This window comes from Tenacibaculum xiamenense (genome assembly GCF_964513065.1).
Classification (GTDB): domain Bacteria; phylum Bacteroidota; class Bacteroidia; order Flavobacteriales; family Flavobacteriaceae; genus Polaribacter; species Polaribacter xiamenense.
Genome location: NZ_CAZEQU010000018.1, coordinates 76,652 through 93,406 on the forward strand (window position 1 = coordinate 76,652; position 16,755 = coordinate 93,406).

Consider the following 16,755-nt stretch of genomic DNA (forward strand, 5'->3'; position numbering starts at 1 on the left):
ATGTGTATATCTTTTCTTGGGTGTAAACTTGAAAAAAATACCTCGAGTAAAGTTGAAATACAACCATTGACAAAAAACAGGTATGATTCTTTACGAAATATTATTTTTAATAGACTAGAACCTCAAAAGGGGTTTGAGGTTTTTTACATGCTGGAAAAAGAAACTAAGCAATTAGATGATCGCGATGAATTATTGAAGCGCTATAAATTAATGCTTTGGTATTATATAATTTCTTCGGATTATAGAGAGGGAGATGCTATTATAGAAAAGCTAAAAACGTACTATAAAGAACAAGACAAATGGTCGGACTTTATGATGTTAAGTAAGATGATTTGTATTTATTATCGAGGAAGAGGAAGAAATGAAGAGATGGAAGCCGTTTTAAAAGAAGCAATTGACATTGCTAATGAAAACAGTCAGGTTTATCCTTATGATTTATTACCAATTCATGAGCTGTCTGTTTTTTATACGTATGATGTAGGTAAACACAAGGAAGCAGTGAAATATGGAGAGCTTTTTTTTGACAAAATCAAAATGTATGACACCATTAAAAGTAGAAGGAGAGTTTTTGATTCTATTAAAGATGAAAATGTTCATATTTTAAGTTTAACCTTAGGAAGGTCTTACACAGAGTTAAATAAATTGGATAAGGCTTATCCCTATTTAGAATATGCTGAGAAAAGTTTTGAAGAACTTCATAATGTTGGAGTGTTGACAAGGGTTTATAGTAATTTTATCGATTATTATTTAAAGAAACAAGATTTAGATAAACTTAATTATTATAAAAACAAGTATTTAGCCTTTAGTCAAAGTAATAATGACTCTTTGTTGTCTACTAGACAGAAAATCTCAGAAACAAATTTAAAATTAGTTGCTAGTGAAAAGAAGGTGTTGTTAGAAGGAGAGGAAAATAAAATAAAAATTTTGATAATAGCCATACTGGGAACATTACTATTACTTATTGTGATTTTTCAAAGGTTTTTTTTAAAACTTAAATACGAAAATGAAAGCATTCATTTGGCCTTAGCTAAAGAACAAGAGTTTAAGAAATTCAGAGCATCCTTGTTTATTAATATAGCACATGAAATTAGAACTCCATTATCACTTATTTTAGGGTATATCGATTTATCAGCAGACAAAACTATTTCCAAAGTTGAACTCAGAAAATATTTAAAAGAAATCAGAAAAAAAAGTAATAAGGTTATTAGCAATGTTTCTGATATCATTTCCTTGCTGAAGGAAGATAAAAAGGAAGAACAGATAGAGTTAGAAAACATTTTAATAGAACCTGTTTTGCAGCAATTGTTTTTTTCTTTTGAAGCAATGGCAGAAATAAAAGAAATTTCGCTTAATTATAAGGCAAAACTTCCAAAAGATTTCTCTCTTTTAACAAATTTAAAGAAACTAGAAAGTCTAGTAAATAATCTTGTAGGAAACGCAATAAAATTTTCACCTAAAGGATCAACAGTAAGTTTAATAACACTTGTAAAAAATAATAGTCTTCACATAAAAGTAGAAGATCAAGGTAAGGGAATAAGAGATGAAGATTTAGAACATATATTTAGTAAATTTTATCAAGAAGAAAGCAATGGCGGATTCGAAGGTTTTGGAATAGGTTTAGCCATAGTTAAGGATATTGTGGAGGTTCTTAATGGGAAAATTAGTGTAAAAAGTAAGTTGGATAAAGGAACGGTATTTAATGTTGAATTCCCTCTTGATGGTTTTGAAACTAATGAATTAATTGTGGTTTCAAAGAAATCTTTAGTAAAACAGAAAAACGATTCTAAAAAAAGAATTGTAGATAATTTATTTAATAAGAAAAATAAGCTTTTGATAGTTGAAGACAATGCATATATGATTGATTATTATAAAAAGTTATTGTCAAAACTATACAATTGCGATTATGTTTTTAATGGAAGAGAGGCTTTGGAGAAGTTGAAAAACGTAAGGTATGATTTGGTTATCTCCGATGTAATGATGCCTGAAATGGACGGAATCGAGTTGAGAAGAGAAATGAAGAAGCTCTCAGAATACGAATACTTACCATTTATTATGGTAACTGCATTAGATTATGAAGAAAATAAGTTGGAAGCCTATAATCTTGGTATTGATGATTATATAGCTAAGCCTTTCAATAAAAATGAATTAATAGTAAGAATAAATCGTTTGATTGAAAACAGAAAACAAAGAGAAGTTTGGATAAAGGATATAGAACGTAATGATGAAAAAATAGAAACCTATGATGAGAAGACGATGAAAAACATTCAAAATGTTATTCTTACAAATTTAGATAAGGAAGATTTTACTGTTGCTCATTTGGCACAATTAGTAAATTTTAGTCAAAGACAATTGGAAAGAATAATTAAAAACCTCACGGGCTTAACTCCTGTGAAGTTCATTCTTGAAGTGAGATTACAAGAAGCTTATAAAAAGATAAAGAATAAAGAAGAGATTGATGTTAATAATATTAGATATTCTGTAGGATTTAAAAGTGCATCTTATTTTTCGGTAAAATTTAAAGAGCGCTTTGGCATGAGTCCTAGTGAATTATTGAGGAAGAGAAAATAACGGTTTAATAGAAATGGTTTTTAGATTTTACATCAAGCTGTTTTATAGTGAAACCATTTTTTTAACATCGGAAATGATACTTACTTGAGTTTTTATTAACTCATAATAAGTTGATTAGTGTAAAATAAAGTGTTTTTTAAGTGAAAAGCTGATAATCAAATGACAATGACCAAGTATTTTTTGAGGATAGTAGTCCTTTTAATAATTTTCATGTATTCAAGTTGCAGTTTTAGGAAGAGTAGAGTAAATCAGGCTGAAGTGATTCCTTTTACAAAAAAGGAATACGATTCACTTCGTAATGTTATGTTGAATGTAAATTTGAAATCAAATAAAATCTCCGAGTTGGTTAATAAGCTTTTGAAAGAAACGGATGGGGTAATTAATCCTAATGAGTTAGCCAAACGTCAAAATTTGTTAGTTCTATATTATTTGAAAGTTAATGATTATGAAAAAGCGGATATCTTATTAGACAAAATACAAGATTATTATAAGGAGAATAAGAAATGGGCAGAATATGTTACACTTAGTAAAATAAGATGTATATCTCTTAGAGGTCGGAAAAAGTATACAGAAATGGAAATAGTCTTAAAAGAGGCAATAGAAATTTCTGAAAGAGAAAATGTAAAACCATATGACTTATTACCTCTTCATGAATTGTCAGTATTTTATAGTTATGACTTAGGAAAACATCAAGAAGGTATAAAATATGGAAAACTGTTTTTTAATGAATTAGAAGATTTTCATTCGACAAAAGAAACCCAAAAAGTATACGATTCAATAAAACGATATACCATCGATGTATTGAATTTAACCATGGGAAAATCGTATATTCAAGTAAATGACCTGGAAAACGCTTACAAACACTTGAAATTAGCTGAAAAGGAATTTGTAGAGGAAAATGATGTTAAAAAAATAATTAGAGTTTATGCCAATTTTATAGAATATTATTTAAAAACTGGTGAGCTTGAAAAAGTAAAGGATGTTAAAACAAAGTACTTGAATTATAATTCAGAACTAAACAACTTTCTTATTACTAGTAATAAAAAAATTGCAGAAGATAATATCAATTTAATGAAGGAAGAACGTGAGGGGCTTGTGGTCAAAGAGGAAAATAAAAGAAGAATGTTGATAATAGGTTCTTTAGGAACGTTTTTGTTGCTAGTGATTATTTTTCAGAGGTACTTTTTAAAACTTAAATACGAAAAAGAAAGAATCCATTTAGCACTAGAAAAAGAGCAAGAGTTTAAGAAATTTAGAGCTTCCTTGTTTATCAATATAGCACACGAAATTCGAACGCCATTATCTTTAATTTTAGGGTATATCGATTTATCAGAAGATCAGAGTATCAATGAATCTGAATTGGAAAAATATCTTATTGAGATAAAGAGAAAAAGTAATAAAATAATTAGTAATATTTCAGATATTATATCATTGTTAAAAGAGGATAAAAAAGAAGAGGACGTAAAACTTGAAAACGTTATTATAGAACCTTTCTTACAACAGTTATTCTTTTCTTTTGAAAGTGTAGCTAAAATAAAGAGTATTGAACTTAACTATAATGTTGAGCTACCTACAAATTATTCTTTGAAAACAAACCTTAACAAACTTGAGAGTTTAATCTCCAATTTAGTTAGTAATGCAATTAAATTTTCACCGAAAAATTCTACGATTACATTTACTGCATTTCTTGAAGGTGATCTCTTTCATATTCATGTAAAGGATGAGGGAAGTGGGATAAGCAAAGAAAATCAAAAACATATTTTTAGCAAGTTTTATCAAGAAGAAAAATTAGGTAAGTCTGAAGGATTTGGTATTGGTTTAGCAATTGTGAAGGATATTGTTGATACGCTGCAAGGAAATATTTCAGTTGAAAGTGAAGAGGGTAAAGGAGCCATTTTTAAGGTTGAGTTTCCAGTTATTAATCAAGAAGAGAATAAAGAGAGGGAAATTATTACCAAGAAAATAAAAAACGAAAAAAATGGAGTTATAACTCTTTCAGAAAGTGTATTTAATAAGGGGAGTAAGTTGTTAATTGTAGAAGACAATCCTTACATGATCGATTATTATGAGAAAATATTATCGAAATTTTTTCGATGTGATTTTGCTTTTAACGGAGAAGAAGGATTGGAAAAGTTGTCTAATAAAGAGTATGACCTTATTATATCTGATGTTATGATGCCAAAAATGAACGGTATTGAGTTCAGAAAGAATATGAAAAATTTATCAATAAACAAAAGAGCTCCTTTTATAATGGTAACTGCATTAGGCTATGAAGAAAATAAAATAGAAGCGTTTAATATAGGTATAGACGATTACATTGTAAAACCATTTAGTAAAAAAGAGTTAATAGCAAGAATTAACTGTTTAATTGAAAATAAGCAGAAAAGAGAAGAGTGGGTGCAGAGTTCAGATGAGGTAGAAAAAGAAATTGAAACTTTTGAAGAAAGAAATTTAAGAGAGTTGCAAGAGTTAATTTTAGAAAACATTCATCGTGAAGATTTTTCTGTTGCAGAGTTGGCAGAAAGGGTGAATTTTAGTCAAAGACAGTTAGAAAGAATTACCAAAAAACTAACGGGATTAACGCCAGTTAAATTTGTTTTGGAAATAAGGTTGCAAGAGGCCTATAAAAAAATCAAAAATAAAGAGGAGGCCGATGTAAATAATGTCCGCTATTCAATTGGCATGAAAAGCGCTTCTTATTTTTCAGTAAAATTTAAAGAACGTTTTGGTATAAGTCCGAGCGAGTTGCTAAAAGATGGTTAAATAGAATACAAGAGGAACTTTTGCTTAAAAAAGAAAAAAGCTTAAAATATTGTTCCGAAAGAGAGTTATAAAAAGTGGGTAGATGGCTTTAAGGAAGTAATGGAAAAAGTATATTGGTTTAGAATTGTTGTTACGTTAATTATTTTGACGTTTTTGGGGTGTGGGTTTAATAAGAATGATCTTACAGGAGTTGAAGAAGTTTCTTCATTAACAAAAAGTGAGTATGACTCATTAAGGCATGAAATTTTATTTAATAAAAGGCCTGATAATGCATTTAAAGTATTATTAAAGTTGGAGAGAGAGGTAGCTCTTACAAAAGATCCTCATATGAAAGCGAGAAGATATAGATTAATGATATGGTATTATATTAAGTCTTCTAATTTCAAAAAAGGAGATTCAATACTCGATAAAGTAATCAAATATTACAAAGATTATAACAAATGGTCTGATTATGTGAGTTTTTCCAAAATTGCCGCTATATTCTACAGGAAGAAGAAAAAATACAAAGAAATGGAAAGTTTATTGAAGGAGGCAATTGAGGTTGCAGAGGAAAAAAATGTTTACCTCTATGATCTCCTACCAGTTCATGAGCTATCTATATTTTATAGCTATGACATGAAAAATTACTCAAAGGCAATAAAATATGGAGAAATATTTTTTGATAAAATAAAAAAATATGACACAGTTATAGAAGAAAGGAAATTACTAGATTCTATTAAAAGGTTTAATGTAGATGTATTGAATCTGGAGCTAGCAAAATCATATATTAATACTAATAATTTAGTTGAAGGGTTTAAATACTTACAAAAGGCTGAAAGCGAATTTAGAAAACACGATGATGTTGATAAATTAACAAGAGTCTATCGCTATTATGTAGATTATTATTTAAAAAAGAATGATTTAGTTAGCGTCAAACATTATAGAGAAAAGTACCTGAACTATAATGAAAGAAAGAATGATACTTTGGTTTTTAATCTTAATGAGATTATGCAATCAAACATACATTTATCAGAAAAAGAAAAAGATTTGGCCTTGCTTGAAGAAGGTAATAAAAGGAAAGTTTTAGTTATTGGAGGGCTAGGAGCATTATTGCTAATTTTAATAGTTTTTCAACGTTATTTTTTGCGTCTTAAGTATGAAAAGGAAAAGATTTATTTAGACTTGGAAAAGGAGCAAGAGTTTAAAAAATTTAGGGCGTCATTATTTATTAACATAGCTCATGAAATAAGAACTCCTTTGGCCTTAATAATGGGGTATGTCGATTTATTAGAGGAGCAGTCTATGAATGAGATGAAGTTTAAAAAGTACCTTGTTGAAATCAAGAAAAAAAGTAACAAGATAATTAAGAATATTACCGATATAATATCGCTGTTAAAAGAAGATAAAAAGGAAGAGAAATTAAAGCTTGAAAATGTTGTCATAGAACCTTTTTTGCAGCAGTTGTTTTTTTCTTTTGAAAGCGTAGCTAAAATCAAAAACATAGAACTTAATTATAATGCGAGAATTCCAAGTTATTATAAGTTGCAGACGGACTTAAATAAGTTAGAAAGTTTAATATCTAATTTGGTTAGTAATGCAATTAAGTTTTCTCCAAAAAATACTGAAGTTAGCTTCAATACTTATATGGAAAATGATTTCTTCCATATTCATGTTAAGGATGAAGGAAGCGGTATAAGTAGAGAGCATCAGAAAAATATTTTCAATAAATTTTATCAGGAAGATAAAAGAGGGAAATCAGAAGGTTTTGGAATCGGTTTGGCAATAGTTAAAGATATTACAGACAAATTGAATGGAACCGTTATTGTTGAAAGTGAACTAAATGAAGGCGCTACATTTAAAGTGAAGTTTCCAATCATAAATAATAAGGAATTATATGAAGATATAGAGGTCGTTTCAAAAAGATTAAAAAGTAAATCAGACATAAACTATACATACACGGACAATCCTGAGAATAAACAGAGCAAAGTTCTTATAGTTGAGGATAATCCATATATGATTGATTATTATAAAAAAATATTATCTACACAATATAATTTAGAGTTTGCTTTTAATGGAGAAGAAGGCTTGGAAAAATTAAAGGAAAATCAATTTGATCTTGTTGTTTCTGATGTTATGATGCCTAAAATGGATGGTATTGAGTTTAGAAAAGAGATGAAAAATTTCGTTGGAGGTAAAGATATACCATTTATTTTGGTAACAGCTTTGGGGTATGAAGAAAATAAAATAGAGGCTTTTAATATTGGTGTTGACGATTATATTGTAAAGCCCTTTAGTAAAAATGAATTAATTGCTAGAATTAGTTGTTTACTAGAAAATAAAGAAAAGAGAGAAAGTTGGATGAAGCATATGCCTGAAGAAGAAAATAAAACTGAAACCTTTGAAGAGAAAAATCTTAAAAGACTTAAGGATATTGTTTTAGATAATATTGACAAGGAAAATTTTCCAGTAAGTTTAATGGCGAAAGAAGTAAACTTGAGTCAAAGGCAATTAGAAAGAATTACTAAAAAGCTTACAGGGTTAACACCAGTTAAATTTGTATTGGAAATAAGGCTTCAAGAAGCTTATAAAAAAATTAAAAATAAAGAGGAGGTCGATATAAATAATGTACGCTATTCTATTGGTATGAAAAGTGCTTCTTATTTTTCAGTAAAATTTAAAGAACGTTTTGGAATTAGTCCAAGTGAACTGTTAAAAGAAAGTTAATAGCACTCAACAAGGTATTTTACTTGAAAAAAAATGAGAAAAACTTAGAGTATTAAGTTTTTTTAAAACATGTAGTAGGCACGGTCTAATCAAAAGATTTAATGATGGTTTTAGTGATGTAGTTCTAGTAAATTTAAAAGAAAGCCCCATTTTCGCCTAGTTTAGGTTACTGGTATGGGGCCAATTGACTTAGGGGGATCAATTAAGATTGTTAATTTCGGTTGTTAATTTGTTGTGACAAATGTAGTACTTCACTTAAAGTCATGCTTACTGAAATGCGTCAAATAATTCTGTTTCAGAAAAAAACTCTTGCTCAAATTCGACTTTTGGTGTCTTTTTTTTAATAGCTTTTTCGTTACTTTGTTCACTTGAATAGAAGTGATGGTAAGTCACCTGTAAATATTACACTTGAAAAGAGTTATAAAAAGTGTTGAGATGACTTTAAGGTAGTAATGGAAAAAGTATATTTTTATAGAATTGTTGTCGCGTTAATGATATTAACGCTTTTAGGGTGTGGGTTCAATAAAAGCGATCTTGTTGGTATTAAAGGAGTTGCTCCTTTATCAAAGAAGGAATACGATTCTTTAAGAGAAATAATATTCTTTAGTTTAGAGCCAGAAAGAGCTTCAAAAGTAATGTTCAGATTATCAAAAGAAGCTAAATTGGTTACTGATGAGCATGAGTTAATAAAAAGATATAGGCTCATGGTTTGGTATTATTTGATGAGCTCTGACTTTGAAAAAGGAGATGTTATTCTAGATAAATTACAAAAGTATTATAGTGATTATAACAGGTGGTCCGATTATGTAAGTATTAGTAAGGTTAGGGCTATTTCATATCGTGGTAGAGAAAAATATGATGAAATAGAGAAGGTTTTAAAAGAAGCTATTGAAATATCTGAGGAAAAAGATGTACATCCGTATGATTTGTTACCTATTCATGAGTTGTCCGTTTTTTATAGTTATGACCTAGGAAAACATGAAGAAGCTGTAAAGTATGGTGATATGTTTTTTGAAAAATTAAAACAATACGATACGATAACCTCTCCTGATAAAATCAGAGTTTTAGACTCCATAAAAAAGCAAAACTTAGACGTTATAAATCTTACTCTTGCGAAATCATATACCCAAACAAATCGCTTGGATAAGGCGTATGAATGCTTAAAGTATGCAGAAAAAGGGTTTGGAGATATCGATGATGTTGAAAAAATAATGAGAGTTTATAGTAATTTCATTGATTATTACCTGAAAAAAGAAGATTTAGATAAAGTTGAAGCTTATAAAGAAAAATACCTAGAATATAGCAAACGAAATAACGACTCGTTGATTTCCAGTTTGAGGAAAATGACAGAAACAAATTTAACCCTTGTAACAAAGGAAAAAGATGGTGTTGTTGTTAAAGAGGAAAATAAAAGAAAGTTATTAATAATAGGGTCATTAGGAACTTTTCTTTTACTTGTTATTATTTTTCAGAGGTATTTTTTAAGGCTGAAGTATGAAAAGGAAAAAATAAGATTAGAGCTTGAAAATGAGCAAGACTTTAAAAAGTTTAGAGCTTCTCTTTTTATTAATATAGCTCATGAGATTAGAACTCCATTATCTCTTATTTTAGGGTATATAGATTTGTCTGCCGATAAAAGTATTTCTGGAGATGAATTGAGAAAATATCTTGGGGAAATACGAAGAAAAAGCAATAAGGTAATAAATAATATTTCTGATATTATAGCATTGCTAAGAGAAGATAAGAAAGAAGAAAATATCCGATTGGAGAATGTAATTATAGAACCTTTTTTACAGCAACTATTTTTCTCTTTCGAAAGTATTGCCAAAATTAAAAATATAGAGCTGAACTACAGTGTTGAATTGCCGGTAAACTTTACCTTACAAACTAACTTAAATAAACTGGAAAGCCTTGTTAATAATTTGGTAAGTAATGCAATAAAATTTTCACAAAAAAATACCAAGGTTACTTTTATAGCATTTATAGAAGATGATTTGTTCCACATACAAGTTATTGATCAAGGAAGCGGAATTAGCGAGGAAAATCAGAAGAATATTTTTAGCAAATTTTATCAAGAAGATAAAAAAGGAAAATCAGAAGGTTTTGGAATTGGTTTGGCAATAGTTAAAGATATTGTTGATAATCTTAAAGGAACTATAACAGTTGAAAGCAAGCCAAATGAAGGTGCATCTTTTAAGGTACAGTTTCCTATTGTTAATGATGAGGAATTACTTGAAGATACAGAAGTAGTTTCAAAACAATTAAAGAATAAATCGAATGTAAGTACAACTTATGCTAATACAGTATCAAATAAAGGTAGTAAAGTTCTTATCGTAGAAGATAATCCTTATATGGTGGATTATTATGAGAAGATTTTATCCCCAATATACAGCTGTGAGTTTGCTTTTAATGGAGAGGAAGGTTTAGAAAAATTAGGAGAAAAACAATTTGATCTTGTGGTTTCTGATGTGATGATGCCTAAAATGAATGGTATCGAATTTAGAAAGGAAATGAAAAAGTTTCCTGAAAATGAAAACATCCCATTTATAATGGTAACAGCTTTGGGGTATGAAGAAAATAAGGTGGAGGCATTTAACATTGGGGTTGATGATTATGTTGTAAAGCCTTTTAGTAAGAATGAGTTAATTGCAAGAATTAACTGTTTGTTAGAGAATAAGGAAAAAAGGGAAAGCTGGATGAAGCAGGTGAAGGAAACAGAAAAAGAGGTTGAAACTTTTGAAGAAAAGAATCTAAAAAGACTTCAAGAAATTGTATTAGAAAATATTGATAAAGAAAGCTTTTCAGTGTCATTACTTGCTGAAGAAGTAAATTTTAGTCAGAGACAACTAGAAAGAATTATTAAAAAACTTACAGGCCTAACCCCAGTGAAGTTTATTCTTGAGGTCAGATTGCAGGAAGCTTATAAGAAAATTAAGAACAAGGAGGAGGCTGATATTAATAATGTTCGATATTCTGTGGGGATAAAAAGTGCTTCTTATTTTTCGGTAAAATTCAAGCAAAGATTCGGTATAAGCCCAAGTGAATTGCTTAAAGCAGGTTAGTATCTCTTCTTATGATCTAAAAAGAATACCAAAACTCTGAAAATCTTTATTGCTTTCTTGAATAAATAATTACGATATTTGCCTTTTACTTTTGTGTAAAGAAGGTAATAATTCCTTCTTTATCCTTTATATAAAATATCAATTATGGCAATGAATAAAAACACTGTTCTTGGATGGGCAACATTAATTATGATTTTAATGGGAATTCTACTAGTCGCTTTGGCGGTATTTAAGTATGACGAAATTGCTGGTTATGGATTTGGTGCTGTCGGTTTAGGTTTTTTTGCAAATGCTTGGGTTTTTAATGCACTTAAAGGTAGAGTATAGTACATTCCGAAATTAATTTTTAAAAGATTACAAAATAATGAGCGACGATAAGAAGATTATCTTTTCAATGAATAAGGTTTCTAAAACCTATCAGAGCACTGGAAAACAAGTTTTAAAGGATATTTATTTAAGCTTTTTTTATGGAGCAAAAATCGGTATTCTTGGTCTTAACGGATCTGGTAAATCTACTTTATTAAAGATTATTGCTGGAGTAGAAAAAAATTACCAAGGTGATGTTGTATTCTCTCCTGGATATAAGGTAGGATACCTTGAACAAGAACCACAATTAGATGAAGATAAAACGGTTATTGAAATCGTGAAAGAAGGAGTTGCAGATGTGGTTGCTGTTTTAGATGAATACAATAAAATAAACGATATGTTCGGGTTAGAGGAAGTATATTCTGATCCTGACAAAATGGAAAAGTTAATGGCTAAACAAGCTGAACTTCAAGATCAAATTGATGCTTCAAATGCTTGGGAATTAGATACAAAGTTAGAGATAGCAATGGATGCTTTACGTACTCCTGAACCAGATAAAAAAATAGGTGTTTTGTCTGGAGGAGAGCGTCGTAGAGTGGCATTATGCCGATTATTATTACAAGAGCCAGAGATTTTATTGTTAGATGAGCCTACCAACCACTTGGATGCAGAATCTGTTCATTGGTTAGAGCATCATTTAGCTCAATACAAAGGAACCGTAATTGCTGTAACGCACGACCGTTATTTCTTAGATAATGTTGCAGGCTGGATCTTAGAGCTTGATAGAGGAGAAGGAATTCCTTGGAAAGGAAATTATTCTTCTTGGTTAGATCAAAAATCAAAGAGATTGGCTCAAGAAAGTAAAGCAGCATCAAAACGTCAAAAAACTCTTGAACGAGAGTTGGAATGGGTACGTCAGGGAGCAAAAGGACGTCAAGCAAAATCGAAAGCTCGTTTAAAGAATTACGATAAACTTCTGAACCAAGACCAAAAACAAGTAGAAGAGAAATTAGAAATCTTTATACCCAATGGACCTCGTTTAGGAACCAATGTAATTGATGCGAGTGGAGTGTCTAAAGCATATGGTGAGAAGTTATTGTATGAAAATTTAGAATTCAATTTGCCTCAAGCAGGAATTGTTGGTATCATTGGACCTAACGGTGCTGGTAAAACAACCATTTTTAGAATGATAATGGGCGAGGAAACTGCTGACGCTGGTACTTTCTCTGTTGGAGAAACTGCAAAAATCGCTTATGTCGACCAAAGTCACGCCAATATTGATCCTAAGAAAACGATTTGGGAAAACTTCTCAGATGGGCAAGACTTGGTAATGATGGGAGGAAAGCAGGTGAACTCTCGTGCTTATTTAAGCCGTTTCAATTTCTCAGGAAATGAACAAAATAAAAAAGTAGAAACCTTATCTGGAGGAGAAAGAAACCGATTGCATTTGGCAATGACACTTAAAGAAGAAGGTAACGTTCTGTTGTTAGATGAGCCTACGAATGATTTAGATGTAAATACACTAAGAGCTCTTGAAGAAGGATTAGAAAACTTTGCAGGATGTGCCGTGGTTATTTCCCATGATAGATGGTTTTTAGATAGAATATGTACTCATATCTTAGCTTTTGAAGGAGATAGTCAGGTGTATTTCTTTGAAGGTTCTTTCTCGGAGTATGAAGAAAATAAAAAGAAACGTTTGGGTGGTGATGTGATGCCAAAACGAATCAAGTATAAAAAATTAATTAGATAAATTTAAAAGAGAGGAGTTCGCTCCTCTCTTTTTTTTTGCGCACTCAATAAATTTTGAGTTTTTATAAGAATTGCATCTACAGTATCTGAACTCATAAAATTAGGTTGAAGTTTATAACTCGAATCACCCAAATTATGCATAAAACAATACGAACAGTTAAGATTACATCTACTAGCAACCTTTATTATTAAAGCATCAAATAGCATAAGTGAAATGGTTTAAGTAAGAAGTTATTCTTTTAGCTAAAAGAATAACTTCTTTCATTATAACTAATGTTTACCCTAATCTATGTGCTATTTCATGTGCTTCAATATAATTAACGCATTTTCCCAGTCTATCCGACCATACTTGTTCTTGCAGGCAACGACGTCAATCTCCTGGAGTTGGATAATAAACATCTACTGGAATATCTTCAGCACCTCCTTTTATGTTATTTAAGTTGTCAACTTGAAGATCTGCGAATTTTTCTAGTCCTTTTGATAAAAAAAGATTTTTTCATTATAGTTTAACTTTAAAGTTTTGCCTACTCTTGTTGATTTTCGGTCTACTCATGATTAACTTAATGCATGTTGTTTGAACGTTCTTTGTATAGTATGTATATGATTGATTTATTACCCATTAGCCAGGCAAATTATAATGTGAGAAAATAGAATAGAGATGAATTTGGGTAGAAAGGGAGTGTTAACTAGTTGTGATTCATATAAATGGAAAAAGCTTGTCGTATTCCAACAAGCTTTCTCTCTTTAATCCCCTAAAAAAAATCCGAAGCGATTGCTTCGGATTAGCGGAGAAAGAGGGATTCGAACCCCCGGACCTGTTACAGTCAACGGTTTTCAAGACCGCCGCATTCGACCACTCTGCCATTTCTCCTCGAGTGTCATCAGGTTGTGTGCCCTGATTGCGGGTGCAAATATAGAACCTTTTTTTAATTCTAAAAAAGTTTTTTGAAAGTTTTTTCGGCTACTTTTTTAATTGGATTGTTAACTTTTTTAATTTCAGTAGTTTCCGTTGAAAAAAAAGTTTTATTTTTTTTTACTGTTTATATGAATTGAATCAATAAGTATCGAAAATCAACATAGCAATGCATATTTCTCAATCGTTTTAGTCGATTTAACAAGCGTGATACCTTAAAAATACCCCATAATTGTATTGATTTAATTGTGTAGTTCTAATAAATAATTCTACATTCGCTTGAAAATTATTATCATATGTTTAATTCATTCGGAAACATTCTTAAACTAACAACTTTTGGAGAATCTCATGGAGTCGCAATAGGAGGTATTATTGATGGATTTCCAGCTGGAGTAAAAGTAAATTTAGAGGCCATACAAAACGAATTAGACAGGCGGAGGCCGGGACAATCAAAAATAGTAACACAACGAAAAGAACCAGATCAAGTTGAGTTTTTGTCGGGAATCTTTGAAGGAGTTACTACGGGGGCATCTATAGGATTTGTAATAAAAAACACAAATCAGAAAAGTAAAGATTATAATCATAATACTAATGTGTACCGCCCTTCTCATGCCGATTATACTTATGATAAAAAATATGGTACTCGTGATCATAGAGGAGGAGGAAGAACTTCTGCTAGAGAAACTGCAAACTGGGTGGTTGCAGGAGCCTTGGCAAAGCAATTGATTAGTCATATAAGTATTAATGCTTTTACATCATCTGTAGGAACTATTTATACTGAGACACCATATTCGGAATTAGACTTTTCGAAAACGGAAACAAATGATGTCAGATGTCCTGATGAAAAGGTTGCCGAGAAAATGATTGAAAGAATCAAAGAAATACGAAAAGAAGGAAATACCATTGGAGGAACCATTACTTGTGTTGCTCAAAACATACCTGTTGGTTTAGGAGAGCCTATTTTTCATAAACTGCATGCTGAATTAGGTAAAGCCATGTTGTCAATAAACGCAGTGAAAGGATTTGAATTTGGTAGCGGTTTTGCAGGTGCGGAAATGAAAGGTTCTGAGCATAATGACATTTTTAATGCAGATGGATCTACAAAAACAAACTTATCTGGTGGAGTACAAGGAGGTATTTCGAACGGAATGGATGTTTATTTTAGAGTTGCCTTTAAACCTGTGGCAACCATAATGCAAAATCAACCTACGATAAATTCTGAAGGAGATGTTACCGAAATTCAAGGAAAGGGAAGACATGATCCTTGTGTGGTACCAAGAGCTGTTCCTATTGTAGAAGCACTTACAGCATTGGTATTGGCAGATTTCTATCTACTAAATAAAACAAGAACAATTTAAGAAAAGGAGCGATTAGCTCCTTTTTTTGTGAATAAATTTTTGAATTCAAAGATTTTCTAATCAGTTTTTAATGTACCTTTAAAGTGTATTATAATACTGGTAATACACATTCATGTATTGAGAAGTTCGATCTAACTTTTTCTCGATAAAATCATAGTATTTTCTAATTTTTAATGGTTTTAATATGGAGTATATTAAAGGAAGGGGAGCGCAGACCAATACGCAAAATAAGTTTTTAAAAGACGAACACAGTCTCTTAGATGAATTCTTGAACTATTGTCAACTTGAAAATGATAAAGTAGAACAAAGTTCAACATCTTATCTTGAGGTTTTCCCAAAAACAATTTTAAATAAAGTTACGAGTCCCGATATCGGTTTTGTGTATTCAATGAATCCATATCAAGGATGTGAACATGGTTGTATCTATTGTTATGCAAGAAACAGTCATGAATATTGGGGATATTCAGCAGGATTAGATTTTGAAAAGAAAATTCTATATAAAGCAAATGCAGCTCAATTATTAAAAAAGAAACTACAAAGTAGAACATGGAAACCTGAGAATATTATGTTATCAGGAAATACGGATTGTTATCAGCCCATTGAGAGAAAATTGGAAATAACCAGGGCAATGTTAAAAGTTTTACTCGAGCATAAGCACCCAGTAAGTATTATTACAAAAAATGCTTTGATATTAAGGGATTTGGATTTACTTAAGGAACTGGCTGCTTTAAATTTAGTAAAGGTTAGTATTTCAATAACATCGCTTTCGGAGAAAACTAGAAGTATTTTAGAACCCAGAACAGCAACAATAAAAAGGCGTTTTGAAGTGGTAAAAAAGCTATCCCATCATGAAATTCCTGTAAATGTAATGATTGCCCCTATAATTCCTTCTATTAACAGCCACGAGTTGCTGCCTCTAGCAAAGAAATCATCGGAATACGGAGCAAATTCAATTGGATATACTTCGGTTAGGCTAAATGGAGCAATTGGAGATATCTTTACAGATTGGTTGCATAAAACCTACCCAGATAGATCCAATAAGGTTCTTAACCAAATTAAGGATATTCATGGAGGAACTTTAAATGAATCAAGATACGGTGTTAGAATGAGAGGTGAAGGAAAAATTGCTGAGCAAATAAAACAACAGTTTTTATTGGCAAAGAAGCTTTACTTCAAACATGAAAAGAAAGTAGAGTTTGATTTCAGTTTGTTTGAGAGAAATCCTTCGGCTCAGATGAAATTATTTTAAAATTTATAGATAGCTTAACATTACATATTTACAAAAAGAAATCTACGGAAAATCAAAACTAAATTAAAACTTAAATTTATTTAG

The 16,755-nt window shown here is 30.5% G+C and carries 8 protein-coding genes and 1 tRNA gene; 8 read left to right on the forward strand and 1 reads right to left on the reverse strand.

What is annotated here, in order from left to right:
- The 6 genes from ACKTTV_RS09010 (at position 1) to ettA (ending at position 13,152) form a co-directional block, all read left to right on the forward strand.
- Positions 1–2,568 (forward strand): hybrid sensor histidine kinase/response regulator transcription factor, encoded by a 2,568-nt coding sequence (locus ACKTTV_RS09010; protein ID WP_408030510.1) that lies wholly within the window; start codon positions 1–3, stop codon positions 2,566–2,568.
- 210 nt (positions 2,569–2,778) lie between these two features.
- Positions 2,779–5,331 carry a hybrid sensor histidine kinase/response regulator transcription factor gene (locus ACKTTV_RS09015; RefSeq protein WP_408030511.1) on the forward strand — a complete coding sequence of 851 codons (2,553 nt, stop codon included), beginning with the start codon at positions 2,779–2,781 and terminating at the stop codon, positions 5,329–5,331.
- A gap of 99 nt (positions 5,332–5,430) precedes the next feature.
- On the forward strand, positions 5,431–8,034 hold the full coding sequence (locus ACKTTV_RS09020; protein WP_408030512.1) for a hybrid sensor histidine kinase/response regulator transcription factor: 2,604 nt from the start codon (positions 5,431–5,433) through the stop codon (positions 8,032–8,034).
- A gap of 452 nt (positions 8,035–8,486) precedes the next feature.
- Positions 8,487–11,096, forward strand: coding sequence for a response regulator (locus tag ACKTTV_RS09025; RefSeq protein WP_408030513.1), 2,610 nt, complete (start codon positions 8,487–8,489; stop codon positions 11,094–11,096).
- Between the two features lie 150 nt (positions 11,097–11,246).
- On the forward strand, positions 11,247–11,423 hold the full coding sequence (locus tag ACKTTV_RS09030) for a CAL67264 family membrane protein (protein WP_408030536.1): 177 nt from the start codon (positions 11,247–11,249) through the stop codon (positions 11,421–11,423).
- A 37-nt stretch (positions 11,424–11,460) separates the two neighbouring features.
- The gene (ettA, locus tag ACKTTV_RS09035) at positions 11,461–13,152 is read left to right on the forward strand and encodes an energy-dependent translational throttle protein EttA (RefSeq protein WP_408030514.1); all 1,692 of its coding nucleotides are present in this window, start codon (positions 11,461–11,463) and stop codon (positions 13,150–13,152) included.
- A 785-nt stretch (positions 13,153–13,937) separates the two neighbouring features.
- Here the strand turns inward: ettA and ACKTTV_RS09040 are convergent.
- Positions 13,938–14,022, reverse strand: a tRNA-Ser gene (locus tag ACKTTV_RS09040).
- A 338-nt stretch (positions 14,023–14,360) separates the two neighbouring features.
- On the opposite strand from ACKTTV_RS09040, the gene aroC reads away from it, so the two are divergent.
- A complete protein-coding gene (gene aroC / locus ACKTTV_RS09045; protein WP_408030515.1) occupies positions 14,361–15,422 on the forward strand; it encodes a chorismate synthase in 1,062 nt (353 codons plus the stop codon).
- A gap of 184 nt (positions 15,423–15,606) precedes the next feature.
- Complete coding sequence (locus ACKTTV_RS09050; protein WP_408030516.1) at positions 15,607–16,671, forward strand: PA0069 family radical SAM protein; 1,065 nt, start codon at positions 15,607–15,609, stop codon at positions 16,669–16,671.
- The last annotated feature ends 84 nt before the right edge of the window (positions 16,672–16,755 follow it).

Excerpts from the sequence above, each read along its gene's own strand:
- ACKTTV_RS09010 (WP_408030510.1), top strand. The coding sequence starts at position 1 with ATGTGTATATCTTTTCTTGGGTGTAAACTTGAAAAAAATACCTCGAGT.
- ACKTTV_RS09015 (WP_408030511.1), top strand. The coding sequence starts at position 2,779 with ATGTATTCAAGTTGCAGTTTTAGGAAGAGTAGAGTAAATCAGGCTGAA.
- ACKTTV_RS09020 (WP_408030512.1), top strand. The coding sequence starts at position 5,431 with ATGGAAAAAGTATATTGGTTTAGAATTGTTGTTACGTTAATTATTTTG.
- ACKTTV_RS09025 (WP_408030513.1), top strand. The coding sequence starts at position 8,487 with ATGGAAAAAGTATATTTTTATAGAATTGTTGTCGCGTTAATGATATTA.
- ACKTTV_RS09030 (WP_408030536.1), top strand. The coding sequence starts at position 11,247 with ATGAATAAAAACACTGTTCTTGGATGGGCAACATTAATTATGATTTTA.
- ettA (WP_408030514.1), top strand. The coding sequence starts at position 11,461 with ATGAGCGACGATAAGAAGATTATCTTTTCAATGAATAAGGTTTCTAAA.
- aroC (WP_408030515.1), top strand. The coding sequence starts at position 14,361 with ATGTTTAATTCATTCGGAAACATTCTTAAACTAACAACTTTTGGAGAA.
- ACKTTV_RS09050 (WP_408030516.1), top strand. The coding sequence starts at position 15,607 with ATGGAGTATATTAAAGGAAGGGGAGCGCAGACCAATACGCAAAATAAG.